Consider the following 26,046-nt stretch of genomic DNA (forward strand, 5'->3'; position numbering starts at 1 on the left):
ATAATGAAAATAATAAAAACCTGCTTAACGGCTGTAATATCAAGTATGATGATATTTAGCCCTATGGCATATGCTGATAAGTGGAGTGATCAATTCCCACATATCAAAGCAACAGGAGATATTCCAGGTGATTGTTCTTATGAGGAAATGTCTAAGAAAAATTACAAAGGAAAAACTCTTAAAATAAATACTCACGCAATTCCAGTAATGGGAGAGCCAACAGCTCTTCATGCTGAACAGTTTGAAAAATTAACTGGAGCTAAAGTTGAAGTTACTCATACACCAGCGGGTGATTTGTATTCTAAAGCAATGGTTCCTTTTCAAGCTGGACAAGCACCTTACGATATTGTGTTTGGATTTTCTAACTTTATCAATGACTGGAAAAGATATTTAGCACCAGTTCCTAAGAAGTATATGAACTCAACAGAGATGAAAGACGTAACTAAATCTCATATGGGTGTATCATCTTGGGATGGAACTATGTACCAGTATCCAGTTGATGGTGACAGACACTATCTAAAATATAGAAAAGACGTCATTGATAATCCTGAAATGCAAAAAAAATATAAAGCAGAAACAGGAAAAGATCTAAAAGTTCCAACAACTTGGAAAGAATATGCTGAGATGGCAAAATTCTTTAATGGTTGGGACTGGGATGGAGATGGTGAGTTAGAATATGGTTCAGCTGAAGTTATGAAAAAAGACGACTTAATGTTCGCAGCTTTTTTCAGCAGATCAGTTGCATATGCTAAAAATCCAAGAACTCCAGGTGGTTTCTTTTTTGATTTAGAAACTATGAAACCAAACATTAATAATCCAGGTTTCGTTGAAGCTTTAACTGATTGGGTTGAAGCTACTAAATATGTTCCTCCAGGGGGAACTAACTTTGGTCTAGGTGACGAAATTGGATCATTTGGTGGTGGACAAACTTTATTTAGTTTTTCATGGGATGATGCGTTTATTGCAGCGATGCAGGATGATAGCCCTATTAAAAACAAAGTAGGTGCAGCTCCTCTTCCAGGTGCTAACAAAGTTTGGAACAGAGTTTCAAATAGCTGGGAAAACCAATACAACCAAGCTCCTTACATTGTTTGGGGTTGGGCAGTTGGTGTTGCTAAGAAAAGTAAAGTAAAAGATATGGCGTTTGATTATCTTTGCTTCTTCTCAAATGGAGCAAACCACCAAGCTGACTTAGCAATTGGTAGATTTGGTGTTAACCCTTTCAAAAACTCTGACTTCGACCCTAATATTTACATTAATAGTATGGGTTGGGATCCAGAGATCGCTAACAGTTACACTCAAACACTTTTAGATATGGAGAAAAGTCAAAATAGAGTTTTCCCTCTAAGAGTTCCAGGTGTATTTGAGTTTACAAGTGCTGTTGCTACAGGAACTTCTAAAGCTTTAGCAGGACAATTGTCTCCTCAAGAAGCATTAGACGAAGTTGCTAAAGAGTGGGAAGCAATTGTAAGCAGAGTAGGTAAAAAAGCAGTAAGAGATGCCTACGCTGTTGGTGTTAAAATGGAAGATAACCAACTATAATAATACTTAATTTATGTGGCCGTTTATTAAAATGGCCACATATAAAAAACATAATATAATCCAATTTTACAAATGAACTTTAAGCATAAATATTTCTTTCTGTTTCCAGGTCTATTTGTGCTGATTGGAATTTTAATCTTTCCAATTATTTTTGTTGTTAGATTAAGTTTATCTGGATGGAATAGTTATAATCCAGGTTTAGATTTTATAGGTATAGAAAACTATATCCGTCTATTTACAGACGACCCAAGATTTTGGGAATCTTTTTTTAGATTAAGTTTTTTATCTGTTACAACAGTAATTCTCCAGTATGTAATTGGATTTGCTCTTGCACATATGGTTTGGAAAGACATCAAATTTAAAAGATTTTTTAGAGTATTATTTTTAGTTCCAATGATGACAACTCCAGTAATTATGACTGTTATTTGGAGAACTTTTTTTCATGAGTCTTTAGGACCTGTTAATGATATTTTATCTAATTTTGGTTTATCTCCGAAATGGTTAACAGACCCAGCTTTAGCTAAATTTACAGTAATTATAGTTGAGGTTTGGCAGTGGACACCGTTTATGTTTCTACTTTTATTAGCAGGTTTATTGTCATTACCTAAAGAACCATTTTTAGCTGCTGCAATTGATGGAGCTAGTCCAGTTAGAAAGTTTATTTATGTAACTTTTCCGCTAATGGCACCTATATCAATTGGGGCAATAATTATAAGATTAATTGAGGCATCTAAAATTATGGATACGGTATATGTCCTAACATCAGGAGGTCCAGGTACCTCAACAGAAACATCAAGTTTTTATATTTTTATTAAGGGATTGAGAGAGTTTCAAATGGGATACGCAGCTTCGATGTCTTTTACTTACTTAATTATTATGATCATAAGTTTAACAATTATTGCAAAGGTTTTAACTAAATTACTTTTAAAAGAATAAATTATGAGCAAGCTTTATACATTTTTAAAATATTTTTTTATTGTCTTTTGGGCAGTTTTTGTTGTTGCTCCTTTTCTTTGGGCCTTAACTACATCGTTTAAAGATTTTCAATCTGTAAATGGGGGAGTTACGTATATACCATGGGTAGATTTTGAACCTAATTTAGAGGGTTGGAAAGTTTTGATAAAATCTCCAGCTAAAGGTGGAGTTGATATAGTAGAACCTTATTTCAATAGTTTATTTGTAACCTGTACTGCAAGTTTAATTAGTATAATTCTTGGCACATTGTCAGCTTATGCTTTATCCAGATACACCTTTAAAGCAGGTTTTGTAAAAAATAATGACATTACATTTTTCTTTATTTCTCAAAGAATTATGCCGCCAATTGTTTTGTCAATTCCATTTTTCTTATTTCTAAGTTCAATTAATTTATTAGATAGCCTCGTCGGATTGATTGTAGTTTATATTGTTTTACTGATGCCTATTGCAGTTTGGATTATGGTTGATTTCTTTAATAAAGTTCCAAGAGAGATTGATGAAACAGCTTTGATTGATGGATGTAATCCTTATCAAGCTTTCTTAAAAGTGGTGCTACCAAACTCAATACCAGGATTAATTGTTGCTGGTATGTTTTGTATTATTTTTGGATGGATAGACTTTTTCTTTGCATTCATTTTAACTTTCACAGAAGTACAGTTATTACCAGTAAAAATTGTTGCTTTGAACTCATCTGTTACTCCATGGTGGAGCTTATCAGCATCTGCCCTGGTTTCAGTTGCACCATTAATTATAGTAGCCTTCATAGTTGAGAGATATCTATCTAAAGGAAACCTATCAGGAGCAATTAAATAATGAATTTAATTGCTAACAACTTAACCTATAAACCAAGTGAAGAATATCACTTAAATGAAGTGTCATTTAATTTTAAAGAGGGGAATTTATACACAATTCTTGGAAGAACTTTGTCAGGTAAAACAACTTTACTAAAAACTATAGCTGGTCTTTTAACTCCAGATAGCGGTGCTATTGAATTTGATGGTAAGGATTTTTTAAAGGTTCCAGTTTGGCAAAGAAATGTAGCTATGGTGTATCAACAATTTATTAATTACCCTCATTTAAATGTATTTGAAAATATTGCTTTTCCTTTGAGACAAAGAAAAATCGATAATGAAGAAATCAAAAATAAAGTAATGGAGTCTTTAAAATCAGTTGGGTTAGTTGGCTATGAAAACAGAAAAATACAGGAGTTGTCTGGTGGTCAGCAACAACGTGTCTCTCTAGCAAGATCATTAGTTAAAAATGCTAAAATATTATTGCTAGATGAGCCTTTAGTTAATTTAGATTACAAATTGAGAGAACAGCTTAGAGAGGAATTTAAGAGTTTGTTTTCAAAGGGTTTAGCTGATGAAACTATTTTAATTTATTCTACTACAGACCCAAGAGAGACCATGGAACTAAATGGAGAAGTAATTGTTTTAGATGAGGGGAAAGTGCTACAAGTAGGTCCAGCAAAAGAAATATTTGAGAACCCAAGTTCTTTAAAAGTTGCTGAAATTTCTAACGACCCACCTATGAATATTATTGAAGCAGAAATATCTAATGAGCAAATAAGATTTGAAGGTATTGAAATTAAAGCGCCTAATCATTTATCAAAGTTAACAGATAGCGGATTAAAGATTGGTTTAAGATCTTCCGATATTGAACTTAATGAAAATGGTCATGAATTTGAAGTTGAGCTTGCTGAAATTAGTGGTTCTGAAACTTTACTCCATTTAAAAAGAGGAACTATAAAAATTATTATTTCTATAGAAGAGGTTTTGAATTTTAAAATTCATGACAAGATTAAAATAGATTTTAAAATAGATAGAGCTTATGCCTTTGCTGCTGATGGTAAATTAGCATCCTCACCATTTGGAGGAAACAATGGCTAAAATTGATTTAAGTAATATCTCACATTCTTACAATCCAAATGATCCAAATCCAGTTTATGCATTAAATCCATTTTCGATGACTTGGGAGAACGGAAATAGATATGCAATCTTAGGTCCTTCTGGATGTGGAAAAACAACGATGTTAAATATTGTTTCTGGATTAGTAAGACCATCAGCTGGAAAAATATTATTTGATGATAAGAATGTTACAGATTTAAAAACAGAAGAAAGAAATATTGCTCAAGTTTTTCAGTTTCCAGTAATTTATAACACCATGACAGTTTTTGAAAATCTTGCTTTTCCATTAAAGTGCAGAGATTTTTCAAAAGCCAAAATAGATGAAAGAGTTAATTCTGTTGCAGAAACTTTAAATTTAAAATCTTTTTTAAACTCTCCTGCGCGAAAATTAACAGCAGATCAAAAACAATTAATATCTTTAGGAAGAGGTTTGGTACGAGAAGATGTTGCTGCAGTTTTAATGGATGAGCCTTTAACTGTTATTGATCCTGATCTAAAATTTAGATTAAGAAGAAACCTAAAAGAAATAAACGAACAATACAAAACAACGTTAGTTTATGTAACACATGATCAAAACGAAGCCATGACATTTGCAGATAATATAATTGTGATGAGCGAAGGAGAGGTTGTGCAAACAGGTTCCCCTAAAGAATTATTTGAAAGACCTAATACAACTTTTGTTGGTTACTTTATTGGTTCACCTGCTATGAATTTATTTGATAGTGAAGCAACTTCAGAAAATACTGTTAAAATAAATAATACAATAATTAAAACGAATACAAATTTGTCTAATTTAAAAAATAAAAATATAAAATTAGGAATTAGATCTGAGTTTATTAAAATTGCTAAAAATCAAAGTGAAAATCTTGTTGATGTAAATGTTCAAAAGGTTGAAGATTTTGGTAATTACAAATTGATTACTGCGAGAATGGATAATTTTGAAATTAAATCTAAAGTTAATAGAGAAACCGAAATTTCAGGTGAAAAAATTAAACTTCATATTCCAGCTGAAAAGTGCTGTATTTACGAAAATAATAAATTAATTTAAGTTTGAAATTCTACCTATAATTGTAAAAAAATCCTATCTAACCCATTCTAGGTTACTTTTTAGAAAGACTCTAATGTGAAAATATGTTTTAGTGCTTGCCAAGTTAATTAACTAGAGGAGAATAAATGATTAAGAATAAGAAATCTTTGAAGAGTTCTAAAACTCCTTCAAGAAGAAAGTTCTTCAAAGCAGCGGCAGCAACTGGTGCAGCAACAGCAGCAGCAGTAGCTATGCCAAACATTGCTTTAGGTGACGGTCACGTTACTTTAAAAATGCAAGCTGCTTGGCCATCAGGTGCTAACATCTTTTTCGAAATGGCGTCAGACTATGCGAAAATGGTTAGCGATATGTCAGATGGTAAATTAAAAATTGACGTTCAACCAGTTGGAGCAGTTGTAAAAACTTCTGAAATTGGACAAGCGGTTAGTTCTGGAGTAGTAGATATGGGTCACTGGGTGACAGCATACTGGTACGGAAAAAACCCTGCTGCATCTCTTTTTGGAACAGGTCCTTCATACGGAATGTCATCTCAAGAAGTTATGGGATGGATGGAGTATGGTGGAGGAAGAGCTTTATATGATGAAGCTGTAAAAAGCGTAGGATTTAATTACTACGGTTTCTTCCATATGCCAATGCCTGCACAGCCTTTTGGTTGGTTCAAAAAGAACGTAACTAAAGTATCTGATGTTAAAGGTATGAAGTATAGAACTGTTGGTCTAGCGACTAACGTTTTAACTGCTATGGGAATGGTTGTAAGACAGTTACCAGGTGGTGAAATCCAACCAGCAATGAAAACTGGTTTGATTGATGCTGCTGAGTTTAACAACCCAACATCAGACTCACAGTTTGGAATGCAAGACGTATCTAAACATTATCACTTAGGAAGTTTCCACCAATCTCAGGAAATGTTTGAAGTGCCGATTAACAAGAAAAGATACGATAGCCTTTCACCAGCTCATCAAGCTATCTTGAGAAATGCTGCTTACGCTGCAAACTCAGATAACTACTTCAAAGCATTGGTTAGATATTCAACTGACCTTGCTAAGTTGATGAATGAGCATAAGGTAAACGTTTACCAAACATCTGATGCAATTTTAGCTGAGCAATTAAAAGGCTGGGATAAAGTTGTAGGAGAGTTTGCTGCTAAAGACGCTTTCTTCAAGAAAGTAGTAGACTCACAAAAAGCATACGCTAAGAGAACTATGAAGTATCTGTTGATGAATCAACCGAACTACAAATTAGCTTATGAAAATGAGTTTGGTCCAATCGAAAAAGTTAAAATCTAATTAACTTTAAAATAAATTTAAAAGGGGGTTGAAAAACCCCCTTTTTTTTACACGTATTTTAATATATTTCTTTGATATGAAGTCATTTATTCAATTTGCAGATACTCTCAGCACATCGATGGGAAAAGCTTTCTCTTGGTGCATCGTAGTTTTAATGGGAGGAACTGTTTATGAAGTAGTGATGGCTTACGTTTTTAATTCTCCAACGCTATGGAATTTTGACTTTAGTATGCAAATGTATGGTGCAATTTTAATGATGTCAGGTGCTTATTGTTTAGCTACGGAATCTCACGTAAGAGGAGATGTTATATATAGACTGTTTAGTCAAAGAACCCAGGCTTGGATTGATTTAGTATTATATTTTATTTTCTTTTTCCCAGGAGTAATTGCATTAGCTTTTTACGGATATGAGTATGCAGCGCTTGCTTGGAAAATAAAAGAGACTAGTTGGAGTAGTCCAGCTCAAATTCAAATTTATATGGTTAAAACTATGATACCAGCTGCTGGTGTTTTATTAATAATTCAAGGGATTAGCGAAGTATTCAGATCAATTATTTGTATTCAAACAGGACAATGGCCAGCAAGAATGGTTGTGGCAGAAGAAACAGAACAAGTTTTAATGAGAACAGCTCAAGAAGAGGACGAAAAAAATGTTATTTAGTCTAACAAATCCAGAAATTGCAATTTTGATGATGGGTATGTTTTTGTTTGCAGTTCTCTTAGGTTTTCCGATTGCTTTTACTTTAATGGCTATGGGAATTGGGTTTGGATATTTTGCTTATTACGATGCAACAATGATGGAGCACATTTTTGATAATCGTATATTCCAATTGTTTGTTCAAAACACTTACACAGTAATGGACAACAATGTTCTTACCGCTGTACCTTTATTTTTATTCATGGGCTACCTTGTTGAAAGAGCAGGAATTGTAGCTAAATTATTTTTTGCAATTAGATTAGCTGCACACAAACTTCCAGCATCAATGGCAGTTGCAGCTTTAATTACTTGTACATTATTTTCGACTGCGACAGGAATTATTGGTGCCGTTGTAACTTTGATGGGATTATTAGCTTGGCCAGCTATGGTTAAAGCAGGTTATGACAAAAAATTTGCATCAGGAATAATTTGTGCTGGTGGATGTTTAGGAATTTTAATACCACCAAGCATTATGTTAATTGTTTATTCCGTAATAGCTCAACTATCACCCTTAAGACTTTTTGCAGCAGCAATATTTCCTGGTTTACTTTTAGCAGGTCTTTATATTGCGTATGCAGTGTTTAGAGCGTGGCTAAATCCATCGATTGCTCCTAGACCTCCAAAAGAAGATATTCCGCCAACTGGTGAAATTCTAAAAGAAGTTTTAGTTTCTTTTGTTCCTCTGTTTGGTTTAATTATGCTTGTTTTAGGAACTATTTTAGCAGGTATTGCAACTCCAGCTGAAGCAGCTGCAGCAGGAGCTTTTGGAGCAATTCTTTTATCCTGGTTTTATAAAACTCTTAAATGGCAAAACTTTAAAGAGTCTGTTTTTTTAACTGCTAAGACAACTGCAATGATTATGTGGTTGTTTATCGGTTCCTGGACTTTTTCATCAGTATTTTCTTATTTAGGTGGACACGAAGTATTTGAGCATTTCTTTACTTCTATAAATATTACTACGTGGCAGTTTTTAATCATCACTCAAATAATCATTTTCCTTTTAGGATGGCCTTTAGAATGGACTGAAATTTTGATTATTTTTGTTCCAATATTCTTGCCATTGTTAGAGGTATTTGGTGTTAATCCGTATTTCTTTGCAATGTTAATTGCTTTAAATTTGCAAACTTCTTTCTTAACTCCACCAATGGCAATGTCAGCCTATTATTTAAAAGGAGTTCAAAAATCTAATGTAGAACTTTTGGATATATTTAGAGGAATAATGCCTTTCTTAGCAATTGTAATTTTTGCAATGTTTTTAATGTACATGTTCCCAGGAATAGCACTTTGGTTGCCGGAAACTTTATTTGCACAATAAAAAAAAATGACAGATGTTTTTTCGTTAAAAGTTGAAGAACTTGCTGGAAAAATTAAAGATTCTCAAATTACTTCAGTAGAGTTGTGCAAAATTTATATCGACAGAATAAACAAATTTGAAAAAGACGTAAAAGCATGGGCGCACTTTGACAAAAAACTTTTATTAGAAAAAGCAGCAGAGGCGGATGATCATAGAAATTTAGGAAAACCTCTTGGCCCACTTCATGGAATTCCTGTTGCAGTAAAAGATATTGTCGGAACTCTTGATATGCCTACAGAATGTGGAACATCAATAAGGAAAGGTAAATCATATTCTCAGAATGCAGAAATAGTTGATTTATTAATTTCAGCTGGTGCGATTGTGATGGGAAAAACAGCAACATCTGAATTAGCTTTTTTAGGTCCCCCAAAAACTACAAATCCTCATGATTATTCTAGAACTCCAGGTGGATCATCTAGTGGATCTGCTGCAGCAGTAGCTTCTTTTATGGCTCCGCTTGCAATTGGTTCTCAAACAGGAGGTTCGGTTATAAGACCTGCATCTTATTGTGGAGTTGTTGGTTATAAGCCCAGTTATGGATTAATAAGTAGAAATGGAGTTCTTAAAACATCTGAAAAATTAGATCACATTGGTGTTTTTGGAAGATCGGTAGAAGATGTTGCTCTTCTTGCTAAAACTTTAATCAAAAAAGATAATTATGATACAGCAACAGTTCATTACTCTAGTGATGAAATGTTAGTAGAAACAAAAAAAGGACCTTTGTTTGATCCTAAATTTATTTTTTACAAAACTGATCATTGGAAGCTTCTTGGAAAAAAATCAAGAGAAGCATTTGAATACTTTATAAAATCATTCAAAAATAATATCGAAGTTTTTGATACACCTTCGTACTTTAAAGATATTCATAAATACCATCAAATAATTCATGAGACAGATTTAGCTAATAATTTTTCACTCTATTATAAAAAATATAAGAAAAAATTATCTAAGTATATGCAAGATGCAATTTCAAAAGGTAACAAACATTCCGCAAAAGAATATGCAGAAGCTATAGATTTTATGAAAAGAAGTTATGAATCTTACAAGGAAGTTTTTGAGGATTATCATGGAGTTTTATCCCCATCTAGTCCCGGAGTAGCACTGAAAGGTTTAAAAAGCACAGGAACGGCAGAATTTAATAAAGTATGGTCTTATTTAGGTACACCTTGTATATCATTACCTATACTTCAAGGTGAAAACAATTTACCTTTAGGTGTTCAATTAATTGGTGCAAAATATGATGATCAAAGATTTTTAGGTGTTGCTAATTGGTTAGAAAAGGAATGTAATAATTAAATGCAAAAATTTACAACATTTTTAGGTTCTCTTCTTGCAATTGCTTTTTTAGTAGGGCTTGCAACAACGTTGACTAGATCATCGATGATTGGATTTTTTGATGTTCTTCCTGTTTATATTTTGATGGGTGGAGCAATCTTTATGATGGTTTACGAAGCGTTTTTCGATAAAAAATAATTTTTCTTAATATACAATTGTCTAATCAAAATAAAAATTTATTAGCTTTATCTCTTTTATTTATTCAACCAATATTTATGGCATCTAATTTAATTGTTGCTAGAGGTGGTGTTGAGTTTGTGCCCCCAATTTCATTGGCTTTTTGGAGGTGGACGTTTGTATTTTTACTTCTTTTACCTTTCACATATTCATCATTAAAAAAAAATTTCAAAGTTGTTAAAAACGAATACTCAAAATTATTTTTTCTAGGAGCAATGGGATGTGGAGTTTGTGGGGCTTTTCCTTTTTTAGCAGGTAAAACGACAACTGTTACAAATATGGGAATTATTTATACCTCATCTCCTATTTTTATAATTATAATTTCTGCAATATTTTTTAAAGAGAAAATTAATTTATTAAAAATTATTGGTTTGATTTCGTGTTTAGTTGGAGTTTTAGCAATTATTATTAAAGGAGATTTAAATTTACTTTTAAATTTAAATTTCACCATTGGAGATTTATGGATGTTGGCAGCTGCGATCGGCTGGGCCTTATATTCGATTTATTTATTTTACTGGAAATCTCAATTATCGATTTTTACTAGATTTTCTATGATATCTTTTTTTGGTGCAGTAAGTTTATTTCCATTTTATTTGGCAGAAGAAATTTATTTTGAACAAACTATATTTAATTCTGATTTTTTATTGTGGACTATATTTGCAGCCGTTTCACCAGGAATTATAGCATTTACTTTATATACTAAAGCTCAAGAAAGCTTAGGAGCTTCACTTACTGGTTTTACTTTGTATGTATTTACTATCTATGCAGCAATTTACGGATTTATATTGTTTGATGAAAATTTAGAAACATTTCATTATATTGGTACTATACTTGTTTTTATTGGAGTTTACTTAGCAAAGAAAAATTATGATACCAAAACCTAGGAAATTAATTTTGCAAATTATATTTTGGATCTTAGTTATATATTTTATTTTACTAGCTTATCTTTTTATATTTCAAAGAAATCTAATGTATCATCCTCAGGAAAATAATTATTCAGGAGATAAAATAGAAGTAGAAATAGAAAAAGTTCAAATTCAAACAGCAGATAACATTAGCCTTTTAGGATGGTTTCATAAAAAAGATTTGAAAAAATTTAAGACCGTTGTTTATTTTCATGGAAATGCAGGAAGCCTAGAAAATAGAATTCATAAATTAAATCATTTTAAAAATATGGATGTAAATTTTTTAATTATCGCTTGGCGTGGATTTAGTGGAAATTTAGGAAAACCATCTGAAAATGCTTTATATGAAGATGGAAAAAGCGCAATTAACTGGCTTAAAAATAAAGGTTTGAGTGACAGTGATTTAATAATTTATGGAGAGTCGCTTGGCACAGGAATTGCAACTGAGGTTTCTCAAAATAAAAAATATGCTGGTTTAATTTTAGAAACACCTTTCACTTCAATGATTGCTGCAGCTAAGAATTTTTATCCATACATTCCTGTCTCTCTAATATTGAAAGATAAATATAAAAATGATGAAAAAATAAAAAATATTAATATTCCAGTTTTAGTTATGCATGGCGAAAAAGATCAAATTGTACCTTTTTCAATGGGAAAGAAGATGTTTGATTTAGCAAATGATCCAAAGTCATCTTATTTTACCAAACATGACGATCATATGATGGAATTTGATAATAATATGGTTTTCCAACTAAGTTCATTTATAAAAAGTTTAAATTAAGCCACAATCAAAACAATTTTATTCCAAAAATTCTAACTAATTTCTAATCATGAAGAAATTATTCATTTATATTTTTTTGACTTTTCTTATTTCAGGAACTTCTTTTTCTAAAGAAAATTTGTCTTCAATTGAAAATTTATTTTTTATTGATCAAATGAACTCGCATGATGAAAATTTTGCTTTGTATTTTAAACCAAGAGAAAAGGCTATATTAGCAAAAGGGGAAGTAAGTAATTACATCAATGATTACCCTAAAGATCTCTATATATATGATTATAAAACAGAAGTATCATCACCATTGATTTCTTATGAATGGTTTCCAAGAAAAGCAAAAAATTTTTTAAAGGAATATAATTTTCCAGTTTTTCCAGATGATTTTGCTTATTATCTATTAAAGGATAACAAAACATTGGTAATGATTAGTGCTGTTAAAAGTTTAAAAGTAAATTTCAAATACGATATTCTTGAAAAGAAATTAGATTTATATCCAACTAATGGAAAGTTTGATTTCATTATTTCCTCTATTGCAAAGGACTGCGGACACTACAAATTTAAGGACAATTATAGATGTAGTTTCTATAAACCTTTAATATCTAGTAATTTAATTAAGTAATTTGTGTAAAGGCATCAGCAAATTTTTCAGCTTCAAAAATTTGCAGATCATCTTCCTTTTCACCTAAACCAAGTGCAATAATTGGTATTTTATACTTTTTGGCTACAGCCAGAAGTATTCCTCCCTTAGCTGTTCCATCTAATTTTGTCATCACTAAGCCAGTAATTGGGATAATTTTATTAAATTCTTCAACTTGATTTAAAACGTTTTGGCCTGAAGTTGCGTCTAAAACTAAAATCACATCATGAGGTGCACTTTCATCTATTTTTTTTGTAACGTTTGCTATTTTTTTATATTCTTCCATTAGGTTTTTTTTATTTTGCAGTCTTCCAGCAGTATCAATTAAAACTTGATTAAAATTGTTTGATATAGAAGTTTCTATTGCCTTATAGGCTACAGATGCAGGATCAGATCCTTGTGAAGATTTTGTAATTTCAACATTAGTTTTTTTTGCCCAATTTTCTAATTGCTCTATAGCAGCAGCTCTAAAGGTATCTGATGCTGCCAACATAACCTTATTTCCATTTTCTTTTAATATTTTACTGATTTTGCCAATAGTTGTTGTTTTGCCAACACCGTTAACTCCGGATACTAAAATGGCATTAAGTTTTTCTTTATTTTTAAAAAATTCATTGTTTTCTAAAGGTTTCATAACTGAGATAATGTAGTCTTTAAGAATATTATTTATCTCAGCAGTTAAATCTTTGTTTGGATCTATTTTTGTTTTTGAGATTATCTCTCTAATTTCTGAAGCAGAAGCTACACCAACGTCTGATTGAATTAAATAATCTTCAATTCTGTCTAAAGTTTTGTCATCAATTTCTTTTTTGACAACTATATCTCTTAGGCCCGATGTAAAAGCTGAAGCACTTTTTTTAAATCCTGATTTAAATTTTTCGAAAATTCCCATTAAATTTCTATATCGATTTCTTTTATATCAGAAACAGGACCTTTCATGTGGATACTATTTTTTTCATCTATAGATATCGTCAATCTTCCAGTAGAAAATTCGATGTTAACTTTATCGCTAGCAAGTCCAGCCTGCTTAGCAGCAAAGGCAGTAGCACAAGCTGCAGTTCCACATGCTTTTGTCAAACCAGCTCCTCTTTCCCAAACTTTTACCTTTATTAACTCTTTATTTATTATTGTAGCTATTGTGACATTACATTTTTTTGGAAACAGTTTGTGGTTTTCTATTTCTGGGCCAATTTTTTCTATATCGAATTGTTCGTTGTCTTTTACAAAAAAAATTATATGAGGATTTCCCACATTAACAGCCGTTCCTCCAAAAAATTCATTATTATTTGAATCAACAATTTTAATATTTAAGTTTTTAGTTTCTAATTCTTCAGATAATGGAATTTCATTCCATTTAGTTCTGCCCAAACCAATTTCAGTAGATACTAATTTTTCTCCTAAAATATGAGATTTTAAATGGCCAGATAAAGTTGTTAATATAATCGTGTCTTTATTTTTTTCTTTTCCTAATAACTCAGCCACACACCTTGTACCATTTCCACATGCACCAGAAACCCCACCATCAGAGTTAAAAAATTCTATTGAAGCATCGTATTCTTGGTCTTTATTAATTAATATAAGTTGGTCGCATCCTATAAAGTTTCTGTCACAAATTTTAATTATTTGGTCTTTGGTAAGATTTGTAACTTTTTCTCTATTATCAATAATTACAAAATCATTGCCTAAACCGTCCATTTTAAATGCTTTAATATTCATAATTAGATATTTAACTTATTTATTGACTTTTTGAACCTCTATTATAGGTTGTTGCCGTTTCCGCAAAAACATTAACTTTGCGGTGTCTTTGGAAACAAAGAGATCGACACTAGTCAGCGAGAGTTCGCCCACTAGTGCGTTACTGCTATGCGTAACAAAAAAATATATGTTTGAAAATTTAACAAATAAATTTGAAGAAATTTTTTCTTCTTTAAAAAAAGCACCCTCTCTGAATGAAGCTCAGGTAGATGAGGGCTTGAGAAGTATTAGGCAAGCATTGCTTGAGGCAGATGTTTCTTTAGATGTTGCAAAAGAATTTGTTGAAAACGTAAAACCTAAAGCTTTAGGACAAGAAATCATAAGATCAACCTCTCCTGGAGACATGGTTGTAAAAATTGTCTACGATGAGCTAGTAAACTTATTAGGTTCTAGCAATGCAGATATAAATTTAAATGCTGTACCACCAGTTCCTATGATGATGGTTGGTTTGCAGGGTTCGGGTAAGACAACTTCTACTGCAAAATTAGCTAAATATTTAGAAGATAACAAAAAGAAAAAAGTGATGATGGTCAGTTTGGATATTTATAGGCCAGCAGCACAAGAACAGCTTAGATCTTTAGGTGAACAGAATAATATTTTGACACTTCCAATTATTGAAGGTCAACAACCAACTGATATTTGCCAAAGAGCAATGAGTGCAGCAAATCTAAATGGAGCAGATATAATTTTGTTTGATACAGCTGGTAGAACTCAAATTGATTTACAAATGATGAGCGAAATCAAACAAATTGAGAGCATAATTAATCCAGCAGAAACTTTTTTAGTAGCGGACTCTCTTACAGGTCAAGTTGCTGCCTCAGTTGCAAAAGAGTTCAAAAACACAGTTAACTTATCTGGAATAATATTAACTAGAGCTGACGGTGATGCAAGAGGTGGAGCTGCCGTGAGTATGAAATATGTATCAAATGTTCCAATAAAATTTTTGGGTATAGGGGAAAAAATAGAAAATTTTGAGGTATTTCATCCAGATAGAATAGCAAATAGAATTTTAGGAATGGGGGACATTGTTTCTCTTGTAGAAAAAGCTGCTCAAGATTTAGGTGAAGAGAACATTAAAAAAGCTGAAGAAAATTTAAAAAAGGGTCAATTCTCTATGGAAGATTACCTTTCTCAATTAAGACAAATGAAAAAAATGGGAGGCATTGAGGGAATCATGTCTTTTATGCCGGGAGTATCTAAAATTAAATCTCAGATGGATTCAGCAGGGATTGACGAAAGTATTATAACAAAAAACGAAGCTATTATTTTATCAATGACAAAAAAAGAGAGACAAAATCCAAAAGTAATTGATGGTTCAAGAAAAAAAAGAATTGCTAATGGCTCTGGCACAGATCCAGCCACTATCAATAAATTGCTTAAGCAATTTAAAATGATGTCTGAAATGATGAAAAAGATGTCAAAAGGAAATCTGAAAGGTATGTCTGATCAAGGGATACCACCAGAGCTATTTAATAAACTAAAATAATAAAATAAGGAGAACAAATGTTAAAACTTAGATTATCAAGGGGAGGCTCTAAAAAGAGACCAGTTTACAAAGTTGTTGTAGCTGATAGTCGTTTCCCAAGAGATGGAAGATTTATAGAAAAAGTTGGTTTTTTTAACCCACTACTTCCTAAAGATAAAAAAGAAAGAGTAGGTCTTGAAGCTGAAAGAATTAAATATTGGCTAGGTCAAGGCGCTAAACCAACAACAAGAGTTGCAAGAATTTTAGGTGAAAATGATTTAATCCCTATGCCAGCAGCTGGAAATAATCCAAATAAAGCTGTTCCTAAAAAAGAAAGAAATAAAAAAGAGGAAGATGGTGCAGAAGCCCCTAAAGCTCCAGCAGCAGAAGCAGCTCCAGCAGCAGAAGCAGCTCCAGCAGCAGAAGCAGCTCCAGCAGCAGAAGCTCCAAAAGAAGAAGCTCCAGCTGAGGAAAAAAAATAAACTGAGGACAGTATATGTGGCAAGCTCAAGTGTTTACACTTTATCCAGATATTTTTCCTGGTCCTTTGTCTAAAGGTCTATATGGAAAAGCAATGTCTAAAAATATTTGGAATTTAAAAGTAGTAAACATTAGAGATGCTGCTGATGATAAACACAAAACTGTAGATGATACTCCTTATGGAGGTGGTTCAGGTATGTTGATGAAAGCTGATGTATTAGCAAAATCATTAGATCAAAATAAAAATGAGGGAGAAAAAATATTATATTTATCTCCAAAAGGAAAAAAATTTGATCAAAATTACGCTAAAGAACTATCAAAGGAAAAATCGGTTTCGATAATTTGTGGACACTTCGAAGGAGTTGATGAAAGAGTGTTAACCACGAGAAATATAGAAGAAGTTAGTATTGGAGACTTTATTTTATCAGGAGGAGAGTCAGCAGCATTTGTGGTGATTGATAGTATTTTGAGACTTTTACCCGGTGTTCTGGGAAATGAGAATTCTACGGTAAACGAAAGTTTTGAAAATGGATTATTAGAGTATCCTCAGTTCACAAAACCTCAAATTTGGGAGGAAAAAGCGGTTCCAGAAGTACTTTTGTCAGGAGATCACAGTAAAATTAAACACTGGCGTTTATCTCAATCTGAGGCTATAACACGCGTCCGAAGACCAGATTTATGGGAAAAATATAAGAAGAATTAATTTGATAAATATAACTATGAAAACAATTGAAGAGATAAATCAACATAACGTTAAAAAAATACTTTCAGAAAAAAAGATACCTGAATTCTACCCTGGAGATGTAGTTAAAGTAGGTGTTAGAATTACAGAAGGAAAAAAAGAGAGAATTCAATATTTTGAAGGCGTTTGTATTGCAAAAAAAAGCAGAGATTTAAACTCGTCTTTCACAGTTAGAAAAATTTCTTTTGGTGAAGGTGTTGAAAGAACATTTCCACTTTATGGAACTCTAATTGACTCAATTAAAGTTATTAGATCAGGAAAAGTAAGAAGAGCAAAATTATATTATCTAAGAGATAGAACAGGTAAATCAGCAAGGATTGCAGAAAAAATTAGAAAAAAAATTGGTATTGATGTTGATGCAAAACCTGAAACAGTTACTGAAGAAAATGTAGCACCACCAACAGAAGCTCCAAAGGAAGAGGCTCCTAAAGTAGAAGCAGCATCAGCTGCAGAAGCTCCAAAAGAAGAAGCCCCTAAGACAGAGGAAGCTACTGCCGAACAATCAACAGAAAGTACTTCAGAAAAAAAATAATTTTTTTTTCAATGTCCACTACTCTTTACGATAAAATTTGGAATGATCATTTAGTAGATCAGCAAGAAGATGGAACAGCTTTATTGTTTGTCGATAGACACTTAATTCATGAAGTTACTAGTCCACAAGCTTTTGAAGGTTTAAGAAATTCAAATAGAAAAGTTCGTCATCCTAATTTAACTTTAGCTGTTGCTGACCATAATGTTCCAACGACAGATAGAACTAAAGGGATATCAGACCAGGAATCGAAAATACAAGTTGATACATTAGAATCAAATTGTAAGGAATTTGGTGTGCAGCTTTTTGGTATGGATGATAAACGACAAGGAATTGTTCATATTATTGGACCAGAACAAGGCTTCACTCAACCAGGAACAGTTATTGTATGTGGAGATAGTCATACTGCAACTCATGGAGCTTTTGGATCATTAGCTTTTGGTATTGGAACATCTGAAGTTGAACATGTTTTAGCAACGCAAACACTCGTTCAAAAGAAAGCAAAAAATTTTAGAATTAATGTTAATGGAACACTTCCATTAGGAGTAACATCTAAAGATGTAATACTTCAAATCATCGGAAAGATTGGTACTGCAGGAGGAACAGGTTGTGTAGTTGAATATGCTGGAGATTTAATAAGATCTTTGAGTGTTGAACAGAGAATGACTATTTGCAATATGACCATTGAGGGTGGTGCAAGAGCTGGATTAATTGCTCCAGATGAAAAAATATTTGAATATTTAAAAGGTAAACCCATGTCTCCAAAAGGAGAAAATTGGGAAAAGGCACTTGAATACTGGAATAGTTTAAAAACAGATGCTGATGCAAGTTTTGATAAAGAAATAAATCTTAATGCAAATGATATTTTACCAATGATTACTTGGGGGACTTCACCTCAAGATGTAATTACAATCGATGGAAAAGTACCAAATCCTCAAAATGAAAAAGATGAGGATAAAAAGAACTCAATTGAAAGAGCATTAAAATATATGGGACTAACACCTGATATGGCAGCAACTGATATCAAGATAGATAAAGTTTTTATTGGAAGCTGTACAAATGGAAGAATTGAAGATTTAAGAGAAGCTGCCAAAATCTTAAAGGACAAAAAAATATCATCTCATGTAAATGCCATTGTAGTTCCCGGATCAGGATTAGTTAAAGAACAAGCTGAGCAAGAAGGTTTAGATAAAATATTTGTAAATTCGGGATTTGAATGGAGAGAGCCAGGCTGTTCTATGTGTTTAGCAATGAATGCAGATAAATTAAAACCAGAGGAAAGATGTGCATCTACTTCAAACAGAAACTTTGAAGGAAGACAGGGAAGAGGCGGCAGAACCCATCTAGTAAGCCCTGGGATGGCAGCTGCAGCTGCAATCTCTGGTAATTTAGATGATGTAAGAAAGTATCAAAATTAAATGCAAAAATTTAATACATTAAAAAGTATTCCAGCTTATTTACCAATCGTAAATATCGACACAGATATGATTATTCCTAAGCAATTTTTAAAAACAATAAAAAGAACTGGACTTGGAAAAAATTTGTTTTTTGAAATGAGATATGACGATAATGGAAAAGAAATTAATGATTTTGTATTAAATCAGGAACCATTTAATAACTCAAAAATTTTAATTGCAGGAAACAATTTTGGATGTGGTTCATCAAGAGAGCATGCCCCATGGGCATTGTTAGATTTTGGAATTACTTGTGTAATTAGTTCAAGTTATGCTGATATTTTTTATAGTAATTGTTTTAAAAATGGAATTTTACCAATAATTCTCGAAGAAGAAAAAATAAAAGAACTTTCTGAATACGCAAATAGAAAAGAGGAAATTTCTGTAGACTTAAATGATCAAAAAATTATTTATGGAAACAATGAAATTAAATTTGAAATAGATCCATTTAAGAAAAAATGTTTGCTAGAAGGATTAGATGACATTGCTCTTTCTTTAAAAAAATCTGACAAAATTGAAAATTTTGAAAATCAATTAAAAGATAAAAAACCTTGGATTTTTAATGATTAAAGTTAAAAAAAGAAAAATTCTATTATTACCAGGAGATGGTATTGGACCTGAAGTAATTGGAGAAGTTAAAAAAATAATTAACTGGTTCAATGATAAAAAATCCTTAGACTTTGAAATAGATGAAGATCTTGCTGGTGGATGTTCTTACGATAAACACGGTACACCAATAACAGATGAAGTTTTTTATAAAGCTTTAGAGAGTGAAGTAGTTATGCTTGGTGCAGTGGGTGGACCCAAGTGGGATAATATTGAGTTTTCAAAAAAACCTGAGAGAGCTTTATTAAAATTAAGAAAAGAATTAAAATTATTTGCAAATTTGAGACCTGCAATATGTTTTGAACAATTAGTTGGCGCATCAACACTTAAACCAGAGGTGGTTTCTGGTTTAGATATAATGATTGTAAGAGAATTAACAGGTGGAATTTATTTTGGTGAACCAAGAGGTATTAAACCAATAGAAAATGGTGAAAGAAAAGGAATAAACACTCATACTTATACTACTAGTGAAATTACTAGAGTTGCAAGAGTTGCTTTTGATCTTGCTAGAAAAAGATCAAACAAAGTTACCTCTTGTGAGAAATCTAATGTAATGGAAGCTGGACAACTATGGAAAGAAGAAGTTCAGGAACTTCATGAAAAAGAATACAAAGATGTTGAGCTAAGCCATATGCTTGCAGATAACTGTGCAATGCAATTACTTAGAAATCCAAAACAATTTGACGTAATTGTTACTGATAATTTATTTGGTGATATGCTTTCAGATCAAGCTTCAATGTTAACAGGATCTTTAGGATTATTACCTTCTGCATCTTTAGGTGCAAAAAATAAAGATGGTGAAATGAGAGCAATGTATGAACCCATACATGGTTCAGCTCCTGATATTGCAGGAAAAGGGCTAGCAAATCCAATAGCAACAGTATTAAGTTTTGCAATGGCTTTAAGATATTCTTTAGATCTTGATAATGAAGCTGATGCTTTAGAAAATGCAGTACAAGCTGTGTTAAATGATGGTCTAAGAACGAAAGATATCCTTTCTGAGGGTATGAAAGAAGTATCTACTTCGCAAATGGGCGACGCGATAATTTCAAAATTGCAATAAACCTCTAAGTATTCTAAGCTTTTCAAATGCCAAGTTATTCTGCACCTGTAAAAGATATGATGTTTCTCTATGAAAAATTAAGAGATAATAAAAATTATAATGATCTTGAAAGATATAATGAAGTTAGCTCAGATTTGGTTAAAGATATTTTAGAAGAAGCAGCTAAAATCAATCAAAATTTAATTTTACCACTTGCTAAAGCAGGCGATGAAAATCCAGCAGTTCTAGAAAATGGTGTAGTTAGAACACCACCAGGATACAAAGAAGCTTATCAGAAATATATTGAGGATGGATGGACTTCATTGTCATGTGATCCAAAATATGGTGGTCAAGGAATGCCAAAAACAGTAAGTGCTTTTTTTGACGAAATGCTGTCCTCTGCGAGTTTATCTTTTAAACTTTATAGTGAATTAAGTATTGGAGCATACAATTGTATTAATCATCACGCTACTGATGAAATAAAAGATAAATATTTACCTAAAATTGTAGAAGGTAAATGGAGTGGCACGATGTGCTTAACAGAACCTGTTTGTGGTACCGATTTAGGTTTACTTAAAACAAAAGCAGTTAGTCAATCTGATGGAACTTATAAAATAACTGGCCAAAAAATTTTTATCACATCAGGTGATCATGACTTAACAGAAAATATTGTCCATTTAGTCTTAGCAAGATCTACCGACTCTCCTCCTGGAACAAAAGGAATAAGTTTATTTTTAGTACCCAAGTTTTTAGTAAATCAAGATGGATCGGTTGGACAAAGAAATGGTATTTCAACAGGATCTATTGAAACAAAAATGGGAATTAAAGGTTCGGCAACTTGTGTCTTAAACTTTGATGATGCAACAGGATACATGATTGGTCCTAAGGACAAAGGTTTAAATGCAATGTTTACCATGATGAATCTTGAGAGAATTGTAGTCGGTATTCAGGGATTGGGTATTTCAGAAATTGCTTACCAAAATTCACTTGCTTATGCAAAAGAGAGAAAACAAGGAAAAACTAATAATTCTAAATCTACAAATGGTGCAGATTTTATTATTGACCATGCAGACATAAGAAGAACTTTATTAAACATGAAATCAATAATTGAGGGAGAAAGAGCTTTATGCTTTTGGTTGTCTCAACAAACTGAAGTTAGTCTTCATCATCCAGATGAAAAAATTAAACAGGAAGCTTCTGATTATGTTTCTTTGATGACACCTGTAGTGAAATCTTTATTTACTGATTTAGCTATGGAGATTACGAGTGATGCCATGCAGATTCATGGAGGGTACGGTTATACCAAAGACCAAGGTATTGAACAGTTATATAGAGATAATAGAATTACACCGATATATGAAGGAACCAATTCAGTTCAAGCTGCTGATTTAGTATTTAGAAAATTAATAAATAGAAATGGTGATGTAATTTCTAAATTTTTAGAAATGATAAAATCTGAATGTGAAAACAAACATGAAAAAGTAAAATCTTTTACAAAAGATCTTACATATTATCTTGATATTTTATCAAAATTCACTGGTTGGATTGTAGACAAAAGTAAAATAGAAAAAGATGATGTTTCTGCAGCTGCAAATGACTATTTAAAAACACTTGGTTATATTTCGATTGCTTTTTCATGGATAAAAATCTTAGAAATCAGTTTTAAAGATTATGAGGAAAATAAAGAGTTTTATTCAGATAAAATTAATACAGCCACATTCTACTTTGAAAAAGTGTTACCAAGAGCAGAATATCATTATAAATCTGCAGTTTCAGGTAGTTCAAATATAATGAAATTTAAATTTAATTAGTAATGAACCACTACGATATTAATCTAGATAAAAATAATGCAAATTATGTTCCATTAACACCACTAACATTTTTGCAAAGAGCTAAAGATGTTTATCCTGATTATGAGGCTATAGTATATGAGGATAGAAGTTATACTTGGAATGAAGTTTATAAAAGAGCAGTGAAATTTGCTAGCGCACTTTCTAAAATTGGTATTCAAAAAGGAGATACAGTATCTTTTTTAGCTTTTAATACTCCTGAAATTTTTGAGGCACACTACTCAGTTCCAATGACAGGAGCTGTTTTAAACACAATAAATATAAGATTAGATGCTAATACAATTAATTATATTTTAAATCACAGTGATGCGAAGGTATTGGTTGTAGATAGACAATTACATGTAGAAGTAAAAAAAGCTTTAAAAAATTTAAATAAAAAAATCACTGTTATAGATATTAACGACAAACATGCTGATCAATCGAAATTGGAAAAAATTGGAGATTTAGAATACGAAAGTTTTTTAAATACTGGAGATGAGAATTTTGATTGGAAAATGCCTGATGATGAATGGCAGGCAATATCTTTAAGTTATACTTCAGGTACAACTGGCAACCCTAAAGGTGTTGTTTACCATCATAGAGGCGCGTATTTAATGTCCACGGGAAGTACTGTTGCCTGGAACATGCCTAATCGTTTAAACTTTTTAACAGTTGTGCCCATGTTTCATTGTAATGGCTGGTGCTATCCATGGACAGTTCCAATGTTAAATGGAAGAACAATTTGCTTAAGAAATATTGATGTTAAGAAAATTTTTGAGCTTATTGATAAATATGACATTACTCATTTTGGAGGAGCACCAATAGTTTTAAATATGATAACTGGAGCTCCCGAAAGTGATAGAAAAAAATTAAAGCATAAAGTTTATGTCTTAACTGCTGGAGCACCTCCCCCAAGTATTATTTTTAAAAAAATGAAATCTCTTGGATTTGAAGTTATGCATGTTTACGGTCTTACAGAAACATATGGTCATGTTACACAATGTGCGTGGAATGATGGATGGAATGATTTAGATGAAGATAAACAAAATGAGATTAAAGCAAGACAAGGAGTAAGGTATCCTAATACAGAAGGAGTAACAGTTTTAGATCCAGAAACGATGAAAGAAGTTCCTAAAGATGGAAAAACTATCGGAGAGATCATGATTAGAGGAAACGTAGTAATGAAAGGTTACTTTAAAGACAAAGAAGCTACCAATAAAGCAATGAAAGATGGATGGTTTCATAGTGGCGACTTGGCAGTTATGTTTCCTGATGGATATGTAAAAATTCAAGATAGATCTAAGGATATTATTATCTCAGGGGGAGAAAATATTTCATCAATAGAAATTGAAAATACCTTATCTAAACATCCTTCAGTTTCAATAGCAGCAGTAGTTGCTAAACCAGATGAAAAATGGGGAGAAGTACCTTGTGCTTTCATCGAGATGGTTCAAGATAAGCCTGTTACTGAAAAAGAATTAATTGATTTTTGTAAAGAAACTTTGGCTGGATTTAAAGTTCCCAAAAAGGTCGTTTTTTGCGAACTACCTAAGACATCAACTGGAAAAATACAGAAGTTTGAACTGAGAAAAAAAGTTTAGGAATCTAATTGATATTTGAAATCGAAAATAAAAGTATTTTTGCTTCAGACAATGGCAAAGGTATAGATAAAAACAGAGACACCATTGTTTTTCTTCATGGAAGTGGCTTATCCCATATTGTTTGGTCATTAAGTGAGCAATTTTTTTCAAATAATAATTTCAATGTATTATCTATTGATTTACCAGGACATGGAAATTCTGAGGGGCCATGTTTAAAAACTATTGAGGAAATAGCAGAATGGTTGGAACTTGTATTTGATGCCTTAGATCTTCAAAATTTAATTTTAGTTGGTCATTCACAAGGATGTTTAGAAATACTTGAGTATTCCCATAGATACAAAGATAGACTAAAAAAAATAGTCTTTGTAGGTGGATCTAACAAAATGCCTGTTCATCCTGATTTGATTGAACTTGCGGAAAATGGAGATTCTGATGCAGTAAAGTTAATGATGAAGTGGGGATATGAAGGCTCAAAAAAATTTATAGGTGGAAATCCAGTTGAAAGAATTATTCAATCTCCAAAAGATATTAGTGAAATACTTGCTGTAGATCTTATAGCCTGTAATAATTACAAAAATGGCTCAACCGCAGCTAGGTCAATTGAGGTTCCATCAATGTTTGTTTTTGGTTCTCTAGATAAAATGGTTAATTTAGAGTCTGGAAAAAAATTCTCTCAATTGATTAAAAATTCAACTATTCATGTAATCGAAGGATGTGGGCATATGATTATGATTGAAAAAGCATTTGAAATGCGGGACAAGGTTTTAGAATTTTTAAATAAATGAAAAATTATTCAATAGCAAAATCTAGAAGACTTAGAAGTACACCATATACTTCAAGAATAGAAAAACAAGGTGTAACAGCTTATACAATCTATAATCATATGTTGCTTCCAGCAGCGTTTGGATCTGTAGAAGATTCCTATCATCACTTAAAAGAGCATGTTCAAATTTGGGATGTCGCAGCAGAGAGGCAAGTTGAAATTTCAGGAAAAGACTCAGCTAAATTAGTTCAATTAATGACTTGTAGAGACTTATCTAAATCTAAAGATGGTAGATGTTATTATTGTCCTATTATAGATGACCAGGGTGGATTAATTAATGATCCTGTTGTGCTGAGATTAAGTCAGGAGAAATGGTGGATATCTATTGCAGACTCTGATGTAATTTTATTTGCAAAAGGATTAGCAATTGGAAATAAATTTGATGTGAAAATCTTTGAACCAAATGTAGACATCATGGCTGTTCAAGGTCCAAAATCATTTAAGTTAATGGAAAAAGTATTTGGCGAAAAAATAACTAAATTGAAATTTTTTGGATTTGATTATTTTAATTTTGAAGGAGTTGACCATTTAATTGCACAATCAGGTTGGTCTAAGCAAGGTGGTTATGAAATTTATGTTCAAAATACTGTGTCTGGTCAAAAGTTATATGATCATTTATTTGAAGCTGGTAAAGAATTTAATGTTAAGCCTGGATGCCCTAATTTAATAGAGAGAATTGAAAGTGCTCTATTATCATTTGGAAACGATATGGATAACAATGATAACCCGTTTGAGTGTGGTTTTGATAAGTATGTTAACTTAGATAGTGATGCAAAGTTTTTGGGTAAGGAAAAATTAATCAAAATAAAAGAAGAAGGAATTACTAAAAAATTGATGGGTATAAAAATTGATATTAATGAAATCAGTGTAACAGGTTCTCTAGATTTGACAGATGAAAACAACAACCTAATTGGAGAATTAAGATCTGCTTGCTATTCACCTCACTTCAAAAAAGTAATTGGTATAGCTATGATGCAAAAAGGATACTGGAATCCTGAGCAAAATGTAAAAGTTGTTGTAAATGGACATAATTGCGCTGGAAAAGTTTGCGATTTACCTTTCATTTAGTATAACAACCC

The 26,046-nt window shown here is 32.0% G+C and carries 26 protein-coding genes; 24 read left to right on the top strand and 2 right to left on the bottom strand.

The features are described 5' to 3' along the window. Nucleotides 1-3: 3 nt before the first annotated feature. The 13 genes from ACTTAY_RS04525 (at nucleotide 4) to ACTTAY_RS04585 (ending at nucleotide 12,623) form a co-directional block, all read left to right on the top strand. Complete coding sequence (locus ACTTAY_RS04525; RefSeq protein WP_440635396.1) at nucleotides 4-1,542, top strand: extracellular solute-binding protein; 1,539 nt, start codon at nucleotides 4-6, stop codon at nucleotides 1,540-1,542. Between the two features lie 72 nt (nucleotides 1,543-1,614). Continuing rightward, nucleotides 1,615-2,478: a carbohydrate ABC transporter permease gene (locus ACTTAY_RS04530; RefSeq protein ID WP_075505839.1), complete on the top strand. Its 864-nt coding sequence runs from the start codon at nucleotides 1,615-1,617 to the stop codon at nucleotides 2,476-2,478. A 3-nt stretch (nucleotides 2,479-2,481) separates the two neighbouring features. Then, nucleotides 2,482-3,330: a carbohydrate ABC transporter permease gene (locus ACTTAY_RS04535; RefSeq protein WP_075505838.1), complete on the top strand. Its 849-nt coding sequence runs from the start codon at nucleotides 2,482-2,484 to the stop codon at nucleotides 3,328-3,330. Further along, nucleotides 3,330-4,409: an ABC transporter ATP-binding protein gene (locus ACTTAY_RS04540; protein ID WP_440650846.1), complete on the top strand. Its 1,080-nt coding sequence runs from the start codon at nucleotides 3,330-3,332 to the stop codon at nucleotides 4,407-4,409. The genes ACTTAY_RS04535 and ACTTAY_RS04540 overlap by 1 nt, the downstream gene beginning before the upstream one ends. Continuing rightward, on the top strand, nucleotides 4,402-5,475 hold the full coding sequence (locus ACTTAY_RS04545) for an ABC transporter ATP-binding protein (protein ID WP_075505836.1): 1,074 nt from the start codon (nucleotides 4,402-4,404) through the stop codon (nucleotides 5,473-5,475). The genes ACTTAY_RS04540 and ACTTAY_RS04545 overlap by 8 nt, the downstream gene beginning before the upstream one ends. Before the next feature lie 125 nt (nucleotides 5,476-5,600). After that, nucleotides 5,601-6,761, top strand: a complete 1,161-nt coding sequence (locus ACTTAY_RS04550) for a TRAP transporter substrate-binding protein (protein WP_075505835.1) — start codon at nucleotides 5,601-5,603, stop codon at nucleotides 6,759-6,761. 76 nt (nucleotides 6,762-6,837) lie between these two features. Continuing rightward, nucleotides 6,838-7,422, top strand: coding sequence for a TRAP transporter small permease subunit (locus ACTTAY_RS04555; RefSeq protein ID WP_440650848.1), 585 nt, complete (start codon nucleotides 6,838-6,840; stop codon nucleotides 7,420-7,422). Further along, complete coding sequence (locus ACTTAY_RS04560) at nucleotides 7,412-8,773, top strand: TRAP transporter large permease (protein WP_075505833.1); 1,362 nt, start codon at nucleotides 7,412-7,414, stop codon at nucleotides 8,771-8,773. The genes ACTTAY_RS04555 and ACTTAY_RS04560 overlap by 11 nt, the downstream gene beginning before the upstream one ends. Before the next feature lie 6 nt (nucleotides 8,774-8,779). Next, nucleotides 8,780-10,108: an amidase gene (locus ACTTAY_RS04565; protein ID WP_440672540.1), complete on the top strand. Its 1,329-nt coding sequence runs from the start codon at nucleotides 8,780-8,782 to the stop codon at nucleotides 10,106-10,108. Then, nucleotides 10,109-10,285 carry a hypothetical protein gene (locus ACTTAY_RS04570; RefSeq protein WP_179850415.1) on the top strand — a complete coding sequence of 59 codons (177 nt, stop codon included), beginning with the start codon at nucleotides 10,109-10,111 and terminating at the stop codon, nucleotides 10,283-10,285. 17 nt (nucleotides 10,286-10,302) lie between these two features. Next, nucleotides 10,303-11,208: a DMT family transporter gene (locus ACTTAY_RS04575; protein ID WP_440672541.1), complete on the top strand. Its 906-nt coding sequence runs from the start codon at nucleotides 10,303-10,305 to the stop codon at nucleotides 11,206-11,208. Nucleotides 11,209-11,293: 85 nt separating this feature from the next. Continuing rightward, complete coding sequence (locus ACTTAY_RS04580; protein WP_440619081.1) at nucleotides 11,294-12,010, top strand: alpha/beta hydrolase; 717 nt, start codon at nucleotides 11,294-11,296, stop codon at nucleotides 12,008-12,010. A gap of 49 nt (nucleotides 12,011-12,059) precedes the next feature. Further along, on the top strand, nucleotides 12,060-12,623 hold the full coding sequence (locus tag ACTTAY_RS04585) for a hypothetical protein (protein WP_440672542.1): 564 nt from the start codon (nucleotides 12,060-12,062) through the stop codon (nucleotides 12,621-12,623). Here ACTTAY_RS04585 and ftsY read toward each other — a convergent pair. Both ftsY and dapF read right to left on the bottom strand, forming a co-directional pair. Further along, entirely contained in the window at nucleotides 12,616-13,533 is a 918-nt protein-coding gene (gene ftsY / locus ACTTAY_RS04590) for a signal recognition particle-docking protein FtsY (protein ID WP_440672543.1), read from the bottom strand. The two genes, ACTTAY_RS04585 and ftsY, sit on opposite strands and share 8 nt — an antisense overlap. After that, nucleotides 13,533-14,357, bottom strand: a complete 825-nt coding sequence (dapF, locus tag ACTTAY_RS04595; RefSeq protein ID WP_440672544.1) for a diaminopimelate epimerase — start codon at nucleotides 14,355-14,357, stop codon at nucleotides 13,533-13,535. The genes ftsY and dapF overlap by 1 nt, the downstream gene beginning before the upstream one ends. A 166-nt stretch (nucleotides 14,358-14,523) precedes the next feature. On the opposite strand from dapF, the gene ffh reads away from it, so the two are divergent. From ffh to ACTTAY_RS04650, 11 genes are read left to right on the top strand one after another with little or no spacing between them, the layout of a single operon-like run. Then, nucleotides 14,524-15,882 carry a signal recognition particle protein gene (gene ffh / locus ACTTAY_RS04600; protein ID WP_440672545.1) on the top strand — a complete coding sequence of 453 codons (1,359 nt, stop codon included), beginning with the start codon at nucleotides 14,524-14,526 and terminating at the stop codon, nucleotides 15,880-15,882. Between the two features lie 17 nt (nucleotides 15,883-15,899). Beyond that, entirely contained in the window at nucleotides 15,900-16,343 is a 444-nt protein-coding gene (rpsP, locus tag ACTTAY_RS04605; RefSeq protein ID WP_440672546.1) for a 30S ribosomal protein S16, read from the top strand. Nucleotides 16,344-16,357: 14 nt separating this feature from the next. After that, the gene (gene trmD / locus ACTTAY_RS04610; RefSeq protein WP_440672547.1) at nucleotides 16,358-17,044 is read left to right on the top strand and encodes a tRNA (guanosine(37)-N1)-methyltransferase TrmD; all 687 of its coding nucleotides are present in this window, start codon (nucleotides 16,358-16,360) and stop codon (nucleotides 17,042-17,044) included. Nucleotides 17,045-17,060: 16 nt separating this feature from the next. Next, nucleotides 17,061-17,615 carry a 50S ribosomal protein L19 gene (gene rplS / locus ACTTAY_RS04615; protein ID WP_440672548.1) on the top strand — a complete coding sequence of 185 codons (555 nt, stop codon included), beginning with the start codon at nucleotides 17,061-17,063 and terminating at the stop codon, nucleotides 17,613-17,615. Nucleotides 17,616-17,626: 11 nt separating this feature from the next. After that, a complete protein-coding gene (gene leuC / locus ACTTAY_RS04620) occupies nucleotides 17,627-19,030 on the top strand; it encodes a 3-isopropylmalate dehydratase large subunit (protein WP_440633091.1) in 1,404 nt (467 codons plus the stop codon). After that, nucleotides 19,031-19,636, top strand: a complete 606-nt coding sequence (gene leuD / locus ACTTAY_RS04625) for a 3-isopropylmalate dehydratase small subunit (protein ID WP_440613682.1) — start codon at nucleotides 19,031-19,033, stop codon at nucleotides 19,634-19,636. Then, on the top strand, nucleotides 19,629-20,735 hold the full coding sequence (leuB, locus tag ACTTAY_RS04630; RefSeq protein WP_440613683.1) for a 3-isopropylmalate dehydrogenase: 1,107 nt from the start codon (nucleotides 19,629-19,631) through the stop codon (nucleotides 20,733-20,735). Before leuD ends, leuB begins: the two co-directional genes overlap by 8 nt. A 26-nt stretch (nucleotides 20,736-20,761) precedes the next feature. Next, entirely contained in the window at nucleotides 20,762-22,525 is a 1,764-nt protein-coding gene (locus ACTTAY_RS04635; RefSeq protein ID WP_440672549.1) for an acyl-CoA dehydrogenase family protein, read from the top strand. Between the two features lie 2 nt (nucleotides 22,526-22,527). Beyond that, nucleotides 22,528-24,144, top strand: a complete 1,617-nt coding sequence (locus ACTTAY_RS04640; protein WP_440672550.1) for an acyl-CoA synthetase — start codon at nucleotides 22,528-22,530, stop codon at nucleotides 24,142-24,144. Between the two features lie 8 nt (nucleotides 24,145-24,152). Then, on the top strand, nucleotides 24,153-24,929 hold the full coding sequence (locus ACTTAY_RS04645; protein WP_440672551.1) for an alpha/beta fold hydrolase: 777 nt from the start codon (nucleotides 24,153-24,155) through the stop codon (nucleotides 24,927-24,929). Then, the gene (locus ACTTAY_RS04650; protein ID WP_440672552.1) at nucleotides 24,926-26,035 is read left to right on the top strand and encodes a dimethylsulfoniopropionate demethylase; all 1,110 of its coding nucleotides are present in this window, start codon (nucleotides 24,926-24,928) and stop codon (nucleotides 26,033-26,035) included. The genes ACTTAY_RS04645 and ACTTAY_RS04650 overlap by 4 nt, the downstream gene beginning before the upstream one ends. The last annotated feature ends 11 nt before the right edge of the window (nucleotides 26,036-26,046 follow it).

Source organism: Candidatus Pelagibacter sp. HIMB1715, assembly GCF_052047595.1.
Lineage (GTDB): Bacteria > Pseudomonadota > Alphaproteobacteria > Pelagibacterales > Pelagibacteraceae > Pelagibacter.

Excerpts from the sequence above, each read along its gene's own strand:
- ACTTAY_RS04525 (WP_440635396.1), top strand. The coding sequence starts at position 4 with ATGAAAATAATAAAAACCTGCTTAACGGCTGTAATATCAAGTATGATG.
- ACTTAY_RS04530 (WP_075505839.1), top strand. The coding sequence starts at position 1,615 with ATGAACTTTAAGCATAAATATTTCTTTCTGTTTCCAGGTCTATTTGTG.
- ACTTAY_RS04535 (WP_075505838.1), top strand. The coding sequence starts at position 2,482 with ATGAGCAAGCTTTATACATTTTTAAAATATTTTTTTATTGTCTTTTGG.
- ACTTAY_RS04540 (WP_440650846.1), top strand. The coding sequence starts at position 3,330 with ATGAATTTAATTGCTAACAACTTAACCTATAAACCAAGTGAAGAATAT.
- ACTTAY_RS04545 (WP_075505836.1), top strand. The coding sequence starts at position 4,402 with ATGGCTAAAATTGATTTAAGTAATATCTCACATTCTTACAATCCAAAT.
- ACTTAY_RS04550 (WP_075505835.1), top strand. The coding sequence starts at position 5,601 with ATGATTAAGAATAAGAAATCTTTGAAGAGTTCTAAAACTCCTTCAAGA.
- ACTTAY_RS04555 (WP_440650848.1), top strand. The coding sequence starts at position 6,838 with ATGAAGTCATTTATTCAATTTGCAGATACTCTCAGCACATCGATGGGA.
- ACTTAY_RS04560 (WP_075505833.1), top strand. The coding sequence starts at position 7,412 with ATGTTATTTAGTCTAACAAATCCAGAAATTGCAATTTTGATGATGGGT.
- ACTTAY_RS04565 (WP_440672540.1), top strand. The coding sequence starts at position 8,780 with ATGACAGATGTTTTTTCGTTAAAAGTTGAAGAACTTGCTGGAAAAATT.
- ACTTAY_RS04570 (WP_179850415.1), top strand. The coding sequence starts at position 10,109 with ATGCAAAAATTTACAACATTTTTAGGTTCTCTTCTTGCAATTGCTTTT.
- ACTTAY_RS04580 (WP_440619081.1), top strand. The coding sequence starts at position 11,294 with ATGTATCATCCTCAGGAAAATAATTATTCAGGAGATAAAATAGAAGTA.
- ACTTAY_RS04585 (WP_440672542.1), top strand. The coding sequence starts at position 12,060 with ATGAAGAAATTATTCATTTATATTTTTTTGACTTTTCTTATTTCAGGA.
- ftsY (WP_440672543.1), bottom strand. The coding sequence starts at position 13,533 with ATGGGAATTTTCGAAAAATTTAAATCAGGATTTAAAAAAAGTGCTTCA.
- dapF (WP_440672544.1), bottom strand. The coding sequence starts at position 14,357 with ATGAATATTAAAGCATTTAAAATGGACGGTTTAGGCAATGATTTTGTA.
- ffh (WP_440672545.1), top strand. The coding sequence starts at position 14,524 with ATGTTTGAAAATTTAACAAATAAATTTGAAGAAATTTTTTCTTCTTTA.
- rpsP (WP_440672546.1), top strand. The coding sequence starts at position 15,900 with ATGTTAAAACTTAGATTATCAAGGGGAGGCTCTAAAAAGAGACCAGTT.
- trmD (WP_440672547.1), top strand. The coding sequence starts at position 16,358 with ATGTGGCAAGCTCAAGTGTTTACACTTTATCCAGATATTTTTCCTGGT.
- rplS (WP_440672548.1), top strand. The coding sequence starts at position 17,061 with ATGAAAACAATTGAAGAGATAAATCAACATAACGTTAAAAAAATACTT.
- leuC (WP_440633091.1), top strand. The coding sequence starts at position 17,627 with ATGTCCACTACTCTTTACGATAAAATTTGGAATGATCATTTAGTAGAT.
- leuD (WP_440613682.1), top strand. The coding sequence starts at position 19,031 with ATGCAAAAATTTAATACATTAAAAAGTATTCCAGCTTATTTACCAATC.
- leuB (WP_440613683.1), top strand. The coding sequence starts at position 19,629 with ATGATTAAAGTTAAAAAAAGAAAAATTCTATTATTACCAGGAGATGGT.
- ACTTAY_RS04635 (WP_440672549.1), top strand. The coding sequence starts at position 20,762 with ATGCCAAGTTATTCTGCACCTGTAAAAGATATGATGTTTCTCTATGAA.
- ACTTAY_RS04640 (WP_440672550.1), top strand. The coding sequence starts at position 22,528 with ATGAACCACTACGATATTAATCTAGATAAAAATAATGCAAATTATGTT.
- ACTTAY_RS04650 (WP_440672552.1), top strand. The coding sequence starts at position 24,926 with ATGAAAAATTATTCAATAGCAAAATCTAGAAGACTTAGAAGTACACCA.